9 protein-coding genes are annotated in these 15423 nt (G+C 62.1%); 6 read left to right on the plus strand and 3 right to left on the minus strand.

What is annotated here, in order from left to right; genetic code table 11:
* Positions 1 to 389: 389 nt before the first annotated feature.
* Positions 390 to 2351, minus strand: coding sequence for an acetate--CoA ligase (gene acs / locus ACF8RA_RS21020; RefSeq protein ID WP_176685224.1), 1962 nt, complete (start codon positions 2349 to 2351; stop codon positions 390 to 392).
* A 397-nt stretch (positions 2352 to 2748) separates the two neighbouring features.
* Between acs and ACF8RA_RS21025 the strand changes: the two genes are divergently transcribed.
* Positions 2749 to 3003: a DUF2790 domain-containing protein gene (locus tag ACF8RA_RS21025; protein WP_021783457.1), complete on the plus strand. Its 255-nt coding sequence runs from the start codon at positions 2749 to 2751 to the stop codon at positions 3001 to 3003.
* A 153-nt stretch (positions 3004 to 3156) separates the two neighbouring features.
* Here ACF8RA_RS21025 and ACF8RA_RS21030 read toward each other — a convergent pair whose 3' ends face one another.
* Complete coding sequence (locus ACF8RA_RS21030) at positions 3157 to 4716, minus strand: sigma-54-dependent phenylalanine hydroxylase transcriptional regulator PhhR (RefSeq protein WP_014590097.1); 1560 nt, start codon at positions 4714 to 4716, stop codon at positions 3157 to 3159.
* 257 nt (positions 4717 to 4973) lie between these two features.
* On the opposite strand from ACF8RA_RS21030, the gene phhA reads away from it, so the two are divergent.
* The 5 genes from phhA to ACF8RA_RS21055 all read left to right on the plus strand — a co-directional run bounded on the left by phhA (position 4974) and on the right by ACF8RA_RS21055 (position 12123).
* On the plus strand, positions 4974 to 5762 hold the full coding sequence (phhA, locus tag ACF8RA_RS21035) for a phenylalanine 4-monooxygenase (protein ID WP_003254528.1): 789 nt from the start codon (positions 4974 to 4976) through the stop codon (positions 5760 to 5762).
* 39 nt (positions 5763 to 5801) lie between these two features.
* The gene (locus ACF8RA_RS21040; protein ID WP_003254532.1) at positions 5802 to 6158 is read left to right on the plus strand and encodes a 4a-hydroxytetrahydrobiopterin dehydratase; all 357 of its coding nucleotides are present in this window, start codon (positions 5802 to 5804) and stop codon (positions 6156 to 6158) included.
* A gap of 186 nt (positions 6159 to 6344) precedes the next feature.
* Positions 6345 to 6473 carry a hypothetical protein gene (locus tag ACF8RA_RS21045; RefSeq protein WP_003254533.1) on the plus strand — a complete coding sequence of 43 codons (129 nt, stop codon included), beginning with the start codon at positions 6345 to 6347 and terminating at the stop codon, positions 6471 to 6473.
* Positions 6474 to 6630: 157 nt separating this feature from the next.
* Positions 6631 to 10830 carry a deaminase domain-containing protein gene (locus ACF8RA_RS21050; protein ID WP_392519555.1) on the plus strand — a complete coding sequence of 1400 codons (4200 nt, stop codon included), beginning with the start codon at positions 6631 to 6633 and terminating at the stop codon, positions 10828 to 10830.
* A 90-nt stretch (positions 10831 to 10920) separates the two neighbouring features.
* Positions 10921 to 12123 (plus strand): MFS transporter, encoded by a 1203-nt coding sequence (locus ACF8RA_RS21055; protein WP_176685222.1) that lies wholly within the window; start codon positions 10921 to 10923, stop codon positions 12121 to 12123.
* 140 nt (positions 12124 to 12263) lie between these two features.
* Here the strand turns inward: ACF8RA_RS21055 and ACF8RA_RS21060 are convergent, their stop codons facing one another.
* Entirely contained in the window at positions 12264 to 15284 is a 3021-nt protein-coding gene (locus ACF8RA_RS21060; protein ID WP_176685221.1) for an FAD-binding and (Fe-S)-binding domain-containing protein, read from the minus strand.
* Between the last annotated feature and the right edge of the window lie 139 nt (positions 15285 to 15423).

The raw sequence follows: 15423 nt of genomic DNA on the forward strand, positions 1-15423 counted from the left end.
ATTTCTTCAAAGCGACAACTACTTATAGAAGCGCCTGAAACCGCCGCGAGCGATGTTGACAGCCAGTGCAGAATATGCCATGGCGCAAGAAATAGAACCTATAGACCTAGCAATTCCTGGGCCTATTATTGGCAAAGCCTTGTACGACGGCAAGTGTAGCGTGCCGTGATGCACAAAATGGCGACCCCGACGCACCGAAACGGGCCGGAATTGTTTCCTCGCGCCCCGAACCTGTGCAGGGCCGGTGACAGAACAGTTACCGATGATTGTCGGGTAACAATGCAAAAGCGGGCTTGCCCGCGAATGCATGAGATCAGGAGACAGCTTAGCCTGAACTGACGCATTCGCGGGCAAGCCCGCTCCTACAGGGGGTATTGCCGGCGAGGGAATTAGGCCGAAGCCAGGCTCATCGCCTTGTGGGTATCGATCAGGTGCTGCACCACACTCGGGTCGGCCAAGGTCGAGATATCGCCCAGCGCGTCGTATTCACCGGTGGCAATCTTGCGCAGGATGCGGCGCATGATCTTGCCCGAACGGGTCTTCGGCAGCCCCGGCGCCCACTGGATCACATCCGGCGAAGCAATCGGACCGATCTCCTTGCGCACCCAGTTCTTCAGTTCCAGGCGCAATTGCTCGCTGGCCTCGATGCCGGCATTGAGGGTGACATACACATAGATGCCCTGCCCTTTGATGTCATGCGGCACGCCAACCACTGCAGCCTCGGCAACCTTCGAGTGCGCGACCATGGCGCTTTCGATCTCGGCAGTCCCCATGCGGTGGCCGGACACGTTGAGCACGTCATCCACACGGCCGGTAATCCAGTAGTAACCATCCTCGTCACGGCGCGCACCGTCGCCGGTGAAGTACATGCCACGGAAGGTCTTGAAGTAGGTGTCGACGAAGCGGTCGTGGTCGCCGTACAGCGAACGCGACTGACCCGGCCAGGAGTCGAGGATTACCAGGTTGCCTTCGGCAGCACCGTCGATCAGGTTGCCCAGGTTATCGACCAGTGCCGGCACCACCCCGAAGAACGGACGGGTCGCCGAACCCGGCTTGAGGGCAGTGGCGCCAGGCAGCGGACTGATCAGGATGCCGCCGGTCTCGGTCTGCCACCAGGTATCGACGATCGGGCAACGCTCCTTGCCTACGGTCTTGTAGTACCAGTTCCAGGCCTCAGGGTTGATCGGCTCACCCACCGACCCCAGCAGGCGCAGGCTGGAACTGTCGGCACCCTCAACAGCTGCCTGCCCTTCCGCCATCATGGCGCGAATGGCAGTTGGCGCTGTGTAGAGGATGTTGACCTTGTGCTTGTCGACGATCTTCGATACGCGGGTAATGTCCGGGTAGTTCGGCACACCCTCGAACAGCAAGGTGGTGGCGCCGTTGGCCAGCGGGCCGTAGACGATATAGCTGTGGCCGGTGACCCAACCGACGTCGGCCGTGCACCAGTACACCTCGCCCGGGCGGTAATCGAATACGCGTTCATGGGTCAGCGCGGCGTAAACCAGGTAACCGCCTGTGGTGTGCAGCACGCCCTTCGGTTTGCCGGTGGAGCCGGAGGTGTAAAGGATGAACAGCGCCTCTTCAGCACCCATTTCTTTGGGTGCGCAGTGGCTGGAGGCCACTTTCATCAGGTCTTCGTACCAGATGTCGCGGTGCTGGTGCCAGGCAATGTCGCCACCGGTGCGCTTGCACACGATGATTTTCTGCACGCTGCTGGTTTCAGGGTTGGTCAGCGCCAGGTCGACGTTGGCCTTGAGCGGAGTACGACGACCACCACGCACGCCCTCATCGGCAGTGATCACCACCTTGGACTCGCAGTCGATGATGCGACCAGCCAGCGCCTCGGGCGAGAAGCCACCGAACACCACCGAGTGAATCGCACCAATGCGGGCACAGGCCAGCATGGCGACCACAGCTTCAGGGATCATCGGCATGTAGATGGTGACCACGTCACCACGATGCACATCCTGGCCACGCAGGGCGTTGGCGAACTTGCAGACCTGCTCGTGCAACTCGCGGTAGGTGATGTTGCGGTGCTCGGAAGGGTCGTCACCTTCCCAGATGATGGCCAACTGGTCACCGCGCTCTTCAAGGTGGCGGTCCAGGCAGTTGGAGGAAACGTTCAGAGTGCCGTCAGCGAACCATTTGATATCGACATGGTGGTCGTCGAAGGAGGTCTGCTTGACCTTGGTGAACGGCTTGATCCAGTCGATACGCTGGGCCTGCTCGCGCCAGAAGCCGTCCGGGTTGATCACCGATTGCTGGTACATGGCCTTGTAGGTGGCCTCGTCGGTCAGGGTAGTGGCCGCAACCTCGGGACGAACGGGATACAGTGGAGCCGCACTCATCTGTGTTACCTCGGTGTAATAGTTGTTTTTGTATGGAACCGTTTGTAACTGTACCAGAGCGACAAAAGCCATTCGACGTTGGTAGTAATTTGGCACACCCGTTCCGGCAAAGCGCTCTGGCGCGGGCATTACAGCCCAGCCGGAGAAAAAACAAGGGGGTTGGCACAGGATTGTTACAGATTCTGTCAAAACACTTTATCAAAACACCCACTGTTTCAGCATCGGCCACCGCCATAAAATTCACCTCGCCAGCAACGGCAAGGCGATTAACAACTGGTAACAGCCCCCACGAAGGCAAGCGTTAATCTCCCTCTAATCCCGATAGTTAAAACTCGCTGTACTCGCGGCGCCATAAGCGCCGCGTGCCCCCTCACGACCTTAGACAGGTAAATAGAAAATGAAAGCTTTACTGGTATTGGTACTTGGCAGTCTTTGCGGCGCGGCGATGGCCGGTGAAGCAAAAGATGCCGAGCAGATTCCGGTTGAACAGTACAGTTACTCGCAGCATCTGGACATTGCCCGCGTCATTTCCATGAGCGAAGTGCCCAATGTATGCGAAGTCGTGCCAGCCCGCATGACCTATGAAGACTCCAAGGGCCAGAGACACATTCTCGAATACCGTGTGATGGGGAACGGCTGCTCTAACGGCTGACACCTTGTGAATTGGGGCCCTGCGGGCCCCTTCGCGGGTGAACCCGATCCTACGAGCACCACGCACACCATGAATGCGGCGCGGCACCTGTAGGAGCGGGTTCACCCGCGAAGCATTCACCACCCGATTAACAGGCTATTAACTTACAGTCATTTAATCAGTCGACTTGCCCAACGAATAATCCCTCAACTTGTTGGCAATCGTGGTATGCGAAACGCCCAGTCTTTTGCCCAAAGCCCGACTACTGGGAAACTCCCCCATCAAACTTTCCAGCACCGCCTTTTCAAAGCGCCCTACTATCTGCGAAAGATCCCCTTCCAGCGAAAACTCGCCCAACGGTTGCCGCACGCCATAATCCGGCAAACGAATATGCTCGCTTTTAACCACGCCGCCGTCACATAACGAAACCGCCTGGAACAAAACGTTTTCCAACTGCCTTACATTACCTGGCCAGTGATACTGCCCAAGTTTGTCCATTGCCGCCGGCGCCAGGCGCGGCATGGCGCAGCCAATCTGCCGGCTGGCCTGATCAAGAAAATGCTGCACCAACCCCTCCAGGCCATCCATGCACTCGCGCAAAGGCGGAATGTGCAGCGACAGTACGTTGAGGCGGTGATACAGGTCCTGGCGAAACTCGCCACGGGCACACAACTCGGACAAGTCCACCTGGGTTGCACAAATCACCCGCACATCCAGGTAGACCTCTTCATCGCTACCCACCCGACGGAAGCAGCCGTCCTGCAAAAAGCGCAGCAGCTTTACCTGCAGGCGTGGGCTCATCTCCCCTACCCCATCAAGAAACAACGTGCCGCCCGCAGTCAACTCCAGCAGCCCCAGCTTGCCTTCGGCGCGTGCCCCTTCAAATGCCCCAGGGCCGTAACCGAACAGTTCGGTCTCGGCCATCGATTCGGGCAACCCGGCGCAGTTGAGGGCCATCAGCGGCGACTGGCCACGCGGGCTGGCCAGGTGACAGGCACGCGCCAGCAACTCCTTGCCGGTACCGGTTTCGCCCTCGATCAGCAACGGTGCGTCCAGCGGCGCCATGCGCCGCGCCTCACGCACCACCGCAGCCATCACCCGCGAGCTCTGGAAGATGCTGTCGAAGCCGCGCAGCTCTTGCTTGCGCACATTGTAGATGCGCTCGCCGATCCGGTCGGCGCGGTGCAAGGTAAGCACCGCGCCGGCCAGCGCCTCGCTGTCATCGTGCTCGGACTGCAGCGGTGCGATATCGGCCAGGAACACATCACCTTTGACTTTGATGCGCAAGCCATTGATACGCGACTTGTTGGCCCGCACCAGCTCCGGTAGGTCGAAGTCTTCGACATAGCGCGCCAGCGGCATGCCCGGCACCTCATCAACCCGCACGCCAAGCAACTGCGCCGCTGCACGGTTGGCGGCAACGATGCTGCCGCCCATGTCGATCGAAAGCACCGGGAAGTCCAGCGCCCCCAGCAACGCATTCAGCTCCATGTGCCGGCGTTCGCTGGGCATCAGGCCCACACGCTTGACGCCGAACACCCCGGCAATCGCTTCGAACTTCGGCCGCAGGGCCTGAAATTGCAGGTTGATCAGGTTCGGGCAGTGCAGGTAGATGGCGTTGCCATGGTCACCGCCCACCTCGCCGCGCAGCACGTTGATGCCGTACTCCACCAGCAGGTTGAGGATGTCGCGCAGGATGCCAATGCGGTTCTGGCAATGGACTTTGATACGCATGAGGGCTCTCGAAGCGCCGATGTTTTTCAACACCGCGCAGAAAAGTCGTAAAGATAAGCTGACAAAAACAGGGTTTCTACCAGCCATATACCTCGAATTTTCCGACACTTGCTGAGTTTTGTAAAATTATCGTTACGAAAACCCACATCAGCACCCATCCCGGCCAAGGCCCGCCCCCGTGCAAAACCGCTGGTGAAGGGATATTCCTTTAGGCATGCCCTGCACATAACAAGAAAAGCCCTCACCAGGAGAGCCTCATGAAACAGACGCAATACGTGGCACGCGAGCCCGATGCGCATGGTTTTATCGATTACCCGCAGCAAGAGCATGCGGTGTGGAACACCCTGATCACCCGCCAGCTGAAAGTGATCGAAGGCCGTGCGTGCCAGGAATACCTGGACGGCATCGACCAGCTGAAGTTGCCGCATGACCGCATCCCGCAACTGGGCGAGATCAACAAGGTGCTGGGTGCCACCACCGGCTGGCAGGTTGCCCGGGTACCGGCGCTGATCCCCTTCCAGACCTTCTTCGAACTGCTGGCGAGCAAGCGCTTTCCGGTGGCCACCTTTATCCGCACCCCGGAAGAGCTGGACTACCTGCAAGAGCCGGATATCTTCCACGAGATCTTCGGCCACTGCCCGCTGCTGACCAATCCCTGGTTCGCCGAGTTCACCCACACCTACGGCAAGCTCGGCCTGGCCGCGACCAAGGAACAACGTGTGTACCTGGCGCGCTTGTACTGGATGACCATCGAGTTTGGCCTGATGGAAACCGCGCAAGGCCGCAAAATCTATGGTGGTGGCATCCTCTCGTCGCCGAAAGAGACCGTCTACAGTCTGTCTGACGAGCCCGAGCACCAGGCCTTCGACCCGATCGAGGCCATGCGTACGCCCTACCGCATCGACATTCTGCAACCGGTGTATTTCGTGCTGCCGAACATGAAGCGCCTGTTCGACCTGGCCCACGAAGACATCATGGGCATGGTCCATAAAGCCATGCAGCTGGGTCTGCATGCACCGAAGTTTCCACCCAAGGTCGCTGCCTGAGCGACCTTGCCGATAACAACTCGAACTGGAAAACACCTCATGAATGCCTTGAACCAAGCCCATTGCGAAGCCTGCCGCGCCGATGCACCGAAAGTCACCGACGAAGAGCTGGCCGAGCTGATCCGCGAAATCCCGGACTGGAACATCGAAGTACGTGACGGCCACATGGAGCTGGAGCGCGTGTTCCTGTTCAAGAACTTCAAGCACGCCCTGGCGTTCACCAATGCCGTGGGCGAGATCGCCGAGGCCGAAGGCCACCACCCGGGGCTGCTGACTGAATGGGGCAAGGTCACCGTGACCTGGTGGAGCCACTCGATCAAAGGCCTGCACCGCAACGACTTCATCATGTGCGCACGCACTGACAAGGTGGCGGAAACGGCTGAAGGCCGAAAGTAATCACCAGAAAGGGGCCAGCGGCCCCTTTTTTCATGGGGCATATGTGCGTTGTTCGCCCGCAAAACCGACAAACGACCAGGAAAAAAACCAAACTGTCATCCAGACTTGTGTATCCTGCCCCAGCTTTTTGAAGCTCCAAACGCGCCTGGCGCAGACTTTTCACTCACACTTGCGAGGAACGACGAGATGCATGAAATCCCGAATCTTCCCTTCCCAAGCCTGAACCCAGAAGAGCCATCCGTGACCGTTCACGCCGAACCGGCAGCTGCCGCCGAGCAGGATGGTGACGATCAATCCAGCGCTGACCAGGAATAACTGCGCATCCCCGGCTGTGTGAAAACGGCTGACCTGCGGGCTACCCCCGTCATCACGTTTTCACACCGTCTAAAATCAACGTTGTAACAACCCACTACCCCCTACCCCGCCCGTACCCTACGCAGACTCGTGCCTCCAACCGCAAAGAGGCAGAGCCATGTCATCCATCACTGACGCCGCCGACCTACTCGCCCGGATAAACACCCTGGACGCCGAAAACGTGCGCCTGCACAGCGACCTGTCCGGCCCAATGGACCTGGCCACATCACTGCGCGAACATTTCAACCAGGCACTGGGCTTCACAGACCTGTTCCCCGTCGACCTGAGCGATCATGACCTGCGCCAGCAGCTGGCCGAAGCTTTCGCCCGTGAACCAGCGCATGAGCACTTCAACCGCATGCTGCGACGGCCCGCCGGCAGCAAAGTGCAGGCGAACCTGGTGGCGACCTTGCAGGCAAAACTGGCCCATATCGTGATCACGGCAACCGATGCCTCACTGATCGCCGAGTTGAGCGAAGGCCTGCCCTATCCATGGCCCTACGCCAGTTGCAGCCTTGCCCAGGCACTCTGGGCCCGCCGGGTGTGCCTGACCCAACGTGACTGCTTCGTAGCGGCCGCCTTGCTGCTCTACCCCAGTTTGCCAACTACCCCCCTGCCCCCACGATCGCCTTCCCGTCCACTGATGCTGGACAACTACCTGGACCTCCCCACGCTGGCCAGACACCTGCTGAAGCCTCCAGCCGGCGTTCACCTTGCCGTACACCTGTTCAACGCTCTCGGTGCCACCGTCTATGCACAAGGCAGGCGTTACCGCCCGCCCACTGCCCGCGAACGGGAGGCTGGCGTAACCCCTGATCAAAATGGAAAGGTGTTTTTCCCAGGCCCGGCATTGAATGCGCCAGCAGCTCAAGCGCTCGACGCCCTGTTGCATTCATCCATGTTCACCCGATGGGCCGGCGAACTGGCCGCCTCGGCAGAATGGGACGCCAGCTCCGATCACTTGGCCTTGGCCGAACAAACCTTGATCGATGTGTTGTACCCACCCGATGACCGCCAGCCGGGGCTGATCATGGCTTTCGATCTGTTCAGCCCCGGCAATGCCACGCTCCCCGTGGAGGAGATCCGCCTCGACCTGATCAACAGCGTGCAAATCCGCCTCGCCTGCACCCCGGCGATTGCGCAACTGGCCGGTGAACTGTTGATGCGCCGCTTCGCCCCCGAACTACTGCTCAGTGGCTACCCGGCCGATTTCAGCCTTGAGCCCGACCTGCGCTGGGCCAGCATCCGCCAGGGGGCCCTGATACTCAGCGCCCGCCAGCAACCGATGACCTTCGACAATGCAGAACAGGTCACGCGCCAGGCCCTGCAAGAGGATGACCCTGTTCCCGACGAAGCACTGCGCCAGACGCTGGCCGTGTGGGCACCCTTGCGCGGATCATTCGAACTCCCCCCGCCCTGGTCGCACCAGCAATGGCAATTGGCGTTGCACCGCTACCTGGCGGTCAGGGACGTTGAAAGCCTCAACGATCTCCCCGACCGCTTCGAGGAGGCGCGTCGTCAGTTGCTCCAGAGCCGGATAGCGCCAGAGTCGCGTAATGCTGACGGCCAAGAGCACCTGCTGATGTACCTCGACCATGGCGCAGGCTACCGAAACAACCCCCGCTTACCGAACGTGACCGCCTGGTATGAAGTGGCCTTCGGCGCTTGGGAACAGCGTGCCATCATCCTCTATCAAGGTATCCTGCACCGCTGTTTTAACCACCTGCCGGAAGACATCAAGGACCGCCTGCGTGACGGCCCCTGGACCGCCTACGCCGTTACCTGGCCGGTCTACGTGGGCCCCCATAACCGACCTGAGTACGGCTCCAGCCCCAGAGCGGACTGGCACATGCAGACGGCCACCCAGGGTTTCGTCGTACATGCCCCTGGCACCGAGGGCGATTGGCTTTACGAGCTGTTCCCCGAACGGCTGCACTGGCAAGCGCACTTCATTGCCCGCACAGCGCCGACACGCCTGGCCGAGCAATTGACGCTGGTCTACAGCGAATACAACCAATCGCAACTGCCGTGGCTTGCTGCCGACTTCCCCGCCTTGCGACAAGTGCTCAGCGCCCCTTCGCAAGATCGCCTCGACTCACTGGCCAGGCATTACGCCAGCGATATCGCCTTGGGCAATCGGGATGCCTTGCATGCACTGGGCAAAGGCGCTACCCCGCACGAACAATTCCTGGCCAGGCGCCAGTCCGTGAGCACTGGGCGCTACTTGCAACGGTTGTTTTCCAACCTGATACCAGGCTTGAGTTGCCTGAACCCAGAGGATGGCAGCGATGCACTGGCTTGCGTCCTGGACATCGCCGCGCTGAAAGGCGCGGCAGTCACGCTCGGTGGACGGGCCTTCAAACCATTGGCCAAGCTTCCCGGCGTACTGGGCCAAAGTGCCAGCATCGCACGCCTGAACGCCGCACGTGCCGCCCGACGCTGGAGCAGCATCCCCGTCACGCCAGACTTCAGCGAGCGCATTACCCCGCCCAAGCGCTGGCGCAGCGCGCCCGAACTGACAACGGTCGTTCCCGAATCCCGGGAGCTCATGGTGCAGCGAAGGGTACTGCCGGGCCAAACGCCCGATGCCCTGCTACTTGACCAGGTACCCGACAGCCATGGTCCGTTGCCACGGGAGCTGCCTGGGACCGCCACGCTCATACCCCGCGACAATGCCACGGTCGATGCAATCATTCACGGCGCCGCCTATCGCCTGCAAACGCCGAACACCTCGGGGCTGGTCCGTCGGGTTGCCCATGAGCCGCTACTCGGCCAGCCGCCCACCGTGGTGCCGCCGCCCTACCCCGGCGGCGAAGCGCAAATGGCCCTGAGCTTCTCGCCCTTGCCCAATGACGCGGGCACACCCGTGTTCGGACAACACGTCAGTCACGCCTTCCAAACCGTGCGGATCGAGCCGGTACCGATTCGTTACCGCCCGCAGCACACACGCTTCGACATCTGGGCGCAGGTCATGGTGCGCGAGGGCAAGGTCGTCGTGCACGCCCCTAATCACCCCAGGCAATTGAAAGCCTTGCCCGTCGGAGAAACCCAGTTACGCCTTGGCATCATCTCGCCGCCCGTGTACCACAGGCGCATCGTGGTCGACCCATCGCCTGAACTACGCTTTGGCTTGCCTGCGGACATGCCGATCGAGCAAGTCAGGCAGATTACCGAGCACTGCCCTCCCGTGCGCCTGGGCGGGCTGGCGCGGACCATTCCCGACCGCCGTACCCTGCGCGGCGCATTGATCGACTGGCGCGGTGAGCAGTGGTTGATCGTCGAGGCCGATCTGGGGGTATTTTATGGCGCCCCCCATCAGCCCTGGGCGTGGCAGACAAAGCTGCTGGATGCCCCGGCACTGCCAGCTTCGCTGCCACATCCACCCAGAGGGCTGCGTCGCAAGTTCGAGAGAATCACCGACCACGAGGCCATCGAGCGGTACCTGGAAATCAGCGAAACCTACCGCATCGTCGCCGAGCGCCCCAACCTGCAGCGCGATGTCGATAACGTGACCAGATTGCTGCGCGACTGGATAGAACAAGGGCGAACATGGCAGCTCCGCCACCCCTCGCGATTCCTGCAGTTCATCGAAGCCATGGAGTCGCGCCTGCTCCCGGATTACGCGCGCAACATCCTCACGCAGAGCACGGCCCAGGACGCTTTGGCGGGCCCCGCCAGTCGCGGCATCGTAGCGTTGAACCGGGAGATAATCCCGATCTGGAGGCAGTTCCACAGCACCAGCGCCGCAGACCGCCAACACATCCTTGGCGTACTGGACGATCTGCTACCTGCGCGCGGCGCCACTACCCCTTACACACCGGCAGCAGGTGCGCAGTCGCTCGACGACAACGCGATGGCCGCCCTGCGTCAGCACCTCTACCCAGTCAACCTGGCCTTTGCCAGCGTCACGCTGAAGGACCATAGCCGCGTGGTGTTCTTCGCCCTGTCAGGCAGCCCTGGCCGACGCGCATTGCATATCATCCCGACGCCCCGCCTCACACCGGCTGTGGACTATGTCGATGCACGTCAGGTTAACCAGTTTTTCCCGCCAGACCCGCGGTTTACCGAGCTGCCCACCCTGCGGCGCGCAGATTTCCTGTGGACACGCGTCCATAAGCGACATCTCGATGCCGAACGGCACATCGCCAGCGCGCTGAACCGCAGGCTGCTTCACCGCCACACGGAGGTCGAGCGTATCGAAGTCTTCACACTGCTCGACTCTTGTCGCTCCTGTGGTGGCTTCGTCCTGCCGCGCTTGCGGCTGGATTACCCGCAAGCCGAGTTCAGTGTGACCTGGATGCTCGAATACACCAACTGACTACAGGCTGACAGCTTCGCCCGCAAACACCCTTGCTGTGGTTAAGATGGCGGCACACACCGCCATCCTTACCGCAGCAACGGATCCCCAATGCCAGTTCGCAGCCCCACGTCCCTTGCCGTCACTGGGCAAGTCGTCTCCATCGTCCTGTTCACCTTCATCGGCTACCTGAACATCGGCATCCCACTGGCCGTGTTGCCCGGCTATGTGCACAACGACCTGGGGTTCAGTGCCGTGGTCGCCGGCCTGGTGATCAGCGTGCAGTACCTCGCGACACTGCTCAGCCGCCCTGGCGCCAGCCGCATCATCGATAACCACGGCAGCAAGAAGGCGGTCATGTATGGCCTGGCCGGCTGCGGGCTCAGCGGGGTATTCATGCTGGCCTGCGCCTTCCTCACCCACCTGCCTTGGCTGAGCCTGACCTGCCTGCTGGTCGGCCGCCTGGTGCTGGGTAGCGCCGAAAGCCTGGTTGGCTCTGGCGCGATCGGCTGGGGCATTGGCCGGGTGGGTGCCGCGAACACGGCCAAGGTCATCTCCTGGAACGGCATCGCCAGCTATGGTGCGCTGGCCATCGGCGCCCCGCTGGGCGTGCTGATGGTCAAGGGCCTCGGGCTGTGGAGCATGGGTGTGAGCATCATCCTGCTGTGCGTACTCGGTATGCTGCTGGCCTGGCCCAAGCAAGCCGCCCCCATCGTCAGCGGTGTACGCCTGCCGTTCCTGCGGGTGCTGGGCAAGGTATTCCCGCATGGCTCGGGGCTTGCCCTGGGCTCGATCGGCTTTGGCACCATCGCCACCTTCATCACCCTGTACTACGCAAGCCGTGGCTGGGCCAATGCGGCGCTGACCCTGAGCCTGTTCGGCGCCAGTTTCATCAGCGCACGGCTGCTCTTTGGTAACCTGATCAACCGCATCGGTGGTTTCAGGGTGGCGATCGCCTGCCTGTCGGTGGAAACGCTCGGGCTGTTGATGCTGTGGCTGGCACCCAACGCCGAACTGGCCTTGGCGGGGGCTGCACTGAGCGGGTTTGGTTTCTCCCTGGTGTTTCCGGCATTGGGCGTGGAGGCAGTGAACCAAGTGTCGGCAGCTAACCGCGGGGCGGCGGTGGGGGCTTATTCGCTGTTCATCGACTTGTCACTGGGGGTGACCGGGCCATTGGTCGGTGCGGTGGCGGCGGGGTTCGGCTTTGCTTCGATGTTTCTGTTCGCGGCGGCGGCGGCAGCGTGCGGATTGGTGTTGAGCTTCTATTTGTACCGCCAGGCGCGCCGTGGCAGGGACCGTACAACAGAAGCCTGAAAGCGCTATTGCCGGCGCCGGCCTCTTCGCGGGTAACCCCGCCCCTGCAGGGTTGACGCGCCAGCCTGGCGTGCACGATCCCCCGTAGGAGCGGGTTCACCCGCGAAGGGCTGCAAAGCAGCCCCCAAAGGCCCAGAACCTTAGCGCTGAGCGTACTGCAACACCACCTCAAGCGGGTGACGCATCTTTCGCTCGGTCATGCGCTTGACCTGGCTACGGCACGAATAACCGGTCGCCAGCGGCTCCCCTTCCTTGTCCAGCTTGGTCGCCCAGCTCTGCTCGAATATGACCCGAGACGTTTCCTGGTTGCGGGCTTCGTGCCCATAGGTACCGGACATACCGCAGCAACCCGTGGCCTCGGTCACCAGCTTCAGCCCCAGACGGGCGAACACCTGCTCCCACTGCCGGGTGCTGGCCGGCACGTTGGTCTTCTCGGTGCAGTGCGCCATCAGGCGGAAACTGCCCGGTGCGGTCGGCGCCTGCTCGGGCAGCACATCCATCAGCCATTCCTGCGGCAGCAGCACCTTCGGGCAACCCTCCAGGCCTGGCACTTTCTGATACTCCTGGCGATACACCAGCGTCATCGCCGGGTCCAGCCCCACCAGCGGCACACCGCAATCGGCCAGGGCCTTGAGCTGCGTGGCGTTGCGGATCGCCGCCTTGGCGAACGCACCAAGGAAACCCTGTACGTGCAACGGCTTGCCGTTGGCGCTGTACGGTGCCAGGAATACCCGGTGGCCCAGGCGGTGGGCCAGGTCGATGAAGGCCGACAGCAGCGGCGTTTCGAAGTAGCGGGTGAAGGCGTCCTGCACCAGCACGATGCTGCGCTCGCGCTGGGCCGGGGTCAGCTCGCGCAGGGCCGGCACCGAGGCCACGCCGACGCGGCAACGGGTCAGGGTAGCCTGGAAGTTGAAGCGGCTGATCAGCGGGCTGTCGACCATGCCCACCTTGTCGGCCAGCAGCTGGCTCACCCACTTCGAGCCCATCACTGCGTTGTACAGCCCCGGCGCGTGCGCCAGGTAGGGGATGGTGAACTCGAGCGAGCCGATCAGGTAGTCACGCAGCGGGCGCTGGTAGCGACCGTGGTACAGCTCGAGGAAGCGCGAGCGGAAGTCCGGCACATTGACCTTGATCGGGCACTGCCCGGCGCACGACTTGCACGCCAGGCAGCCGGCCATGGCGTCATACACTTCATGGGAGAAGTCTTCCTGGCCCTGTTTGCGCGCGCGGTTGTTGCGCAGACGCGCCGGCAGGCCCTTGAGCCAGGACACCTTGTTGCGCGCCGCAGCCAGCACATCGATGTTCGCCTCGCCCTGCAGGCGCAGCCACTCGCGCATCAGCGAGGCGCGGCCCTTGGGCGAATGCTGGCGTTCGCGGGTAACCTTCCACGACGGGCACATGGCGTCGTTGGGGTCATAGTTGTAACAGGCGCCATTGCCGTTGCAGTGCACGGCGCTGGGGAAGTCCTGCCATACGCGCTCGTCAATGGTACGGTCAAGGTCGCCGCGCAATGTCACGCCATCGACCGGGGTCAGGCCCTCGGCGCTGTCCGGCGGCGTGCAGATCTTGCCCGGGTTGAGCTGGTTGTGCGGGTCAAAGGCGCCCTTCAGGCGCTGCAATGCCGGGTACAGCTCGCCGAAGTACTCGGGCACGTATTCCGAGCGCAGGCCCTTACCGTGCTCACCCCACAACAGGCCGCCATAACGCTTGGTCAGCGCGGCAACGGCGTCGGAGATCGGCTTGACCAGCGCAGCCTGCGCCGGGTCTTTCATGTCCAGTGCCGGGCGCACGTGCAGCACGCCGGCATCGACGTGGCCAAACATGCCGTAGGCCAGGCCGTAGCCATCGAGCAGTGCGCGGAAATCGGCGATGTAGTCGGCCAACTGCTCTGGCGGCACTGCGGTGTCTTCCACGAACGGCTGCGGGCGCACTTCGCCTTCGACGTTGCCCAGCAGGCCCACCGAACGCTTGCGCATGGTATAGACGCGGGTGACTGCCTCGGCGCCTTCGGCCAAGGTGTGGCCCAGGCGTTCGACGCTGGTGTCGCTTTGCAGGTGCTGGATGAACGCCTGCACCTTGGCGTTGACCTCGGCCGGTTCGTCGCCGCAGAACTCCACCAGGTTGATGCCCAGCGTGGGGCGCTCGGGGTCCGCCGGGAAGTACTCGGCAACGCTGTGCCAGACGATGTCTTTCATCGCCAGCATCAGCACCTTGGAGTCGACCGTCTCGATCGACAGCGGCTTGTGCGCCATCAGCGCGTTGGCATCACGCAGCGCATCCATGAAGCTGGTGTAGCGCACATTGACCAGCACCGCATACTTGGGAATCGGCAGCACGTTGAGCTTGGCTTCGACCACATACCCCAGCGAGCCCTCGGCGCCGCACAACACGCTGTTGAGGTTGAAGCGGCCCTGCTCGTCGCGCAGGTGCGCCAGGTCGTAGCCGGTCAGGCAACGGTTGAGCTTGGGGAAGGTGGTTTCAATCAGTTCGGCCTGGGTTTCCTGAATTTCCCGGGCCATGCGGTACACCTCGCCGACCCGGCCCGGCGCGGCGCAGGCCTGTTCCAGCGTAGCATCGTCGATCGGCAGGCTATGCAGGCGCTCGCCACCGAGCAGCACGCTGTGCAGCTCCAGCACGTGGTCGCGGGTTTTACCGTAGGTGCAGCTGCCCTGGCCACTGGCATCCGTGTTGATCATGCCGCCGACCGTGGCGCGGTTGGAGGTGGACAGCTCAGGGGCGAAGAACAGCCCGTGCGGCTTGAGCGCAGCATTGAGCTGGTCCTTGACCGTACCGGCCTGTACCCGCACCCAGCGCTCTTCCACGTTGATTTCGAGAATGTTGTTCATGTGTCGCGACAGGTCGACGACGATACCGTCGGTCAGCGACTGGCCGTTGGTGCCGGTGCCACCACCGCGCGGGGTCAGCTTGACCTGCTGGAAGCGCGGCTCGCCCATCAGCGTGGCGACCCGCGCCACATCGTCGGCATCCAGCGGGAACACCGCCGCCTGCGGCAAACGCTGGTAGATCGAGTTGTCGGTGGCCAGTACCGTGCGGGTTGCGTAGTCGGCACTGATCTGGCCACGGAAGCCGCTGTTGCGCAGGGCTTCGAGGAATTCGGGGTAATTGGCGCTCGGTGCAACGGTGGACAGCTGGGCGATCATCGAAGGATGGCCTCTTGATATTGGCTAGATCACGGGATACCTGTCGCCCCGGCATGGATTCAGCCATGCCGGGATGACGTATAGGCCAATGTTCCTGTAGTTTCGCGTCAGGGGCAAACGGATAATCCTGCCGCTATCA

This window comes from Pseudomonas sp. FYR_5, from assembly GCF_043106315.1.
GTDB lineage: Bacteria > Pseudomonadota > Gammaproteobacteria > Pseudomonadales > Pseudomonadaceae > Aquipseudomonas > Aquipseudomonas putida_Y.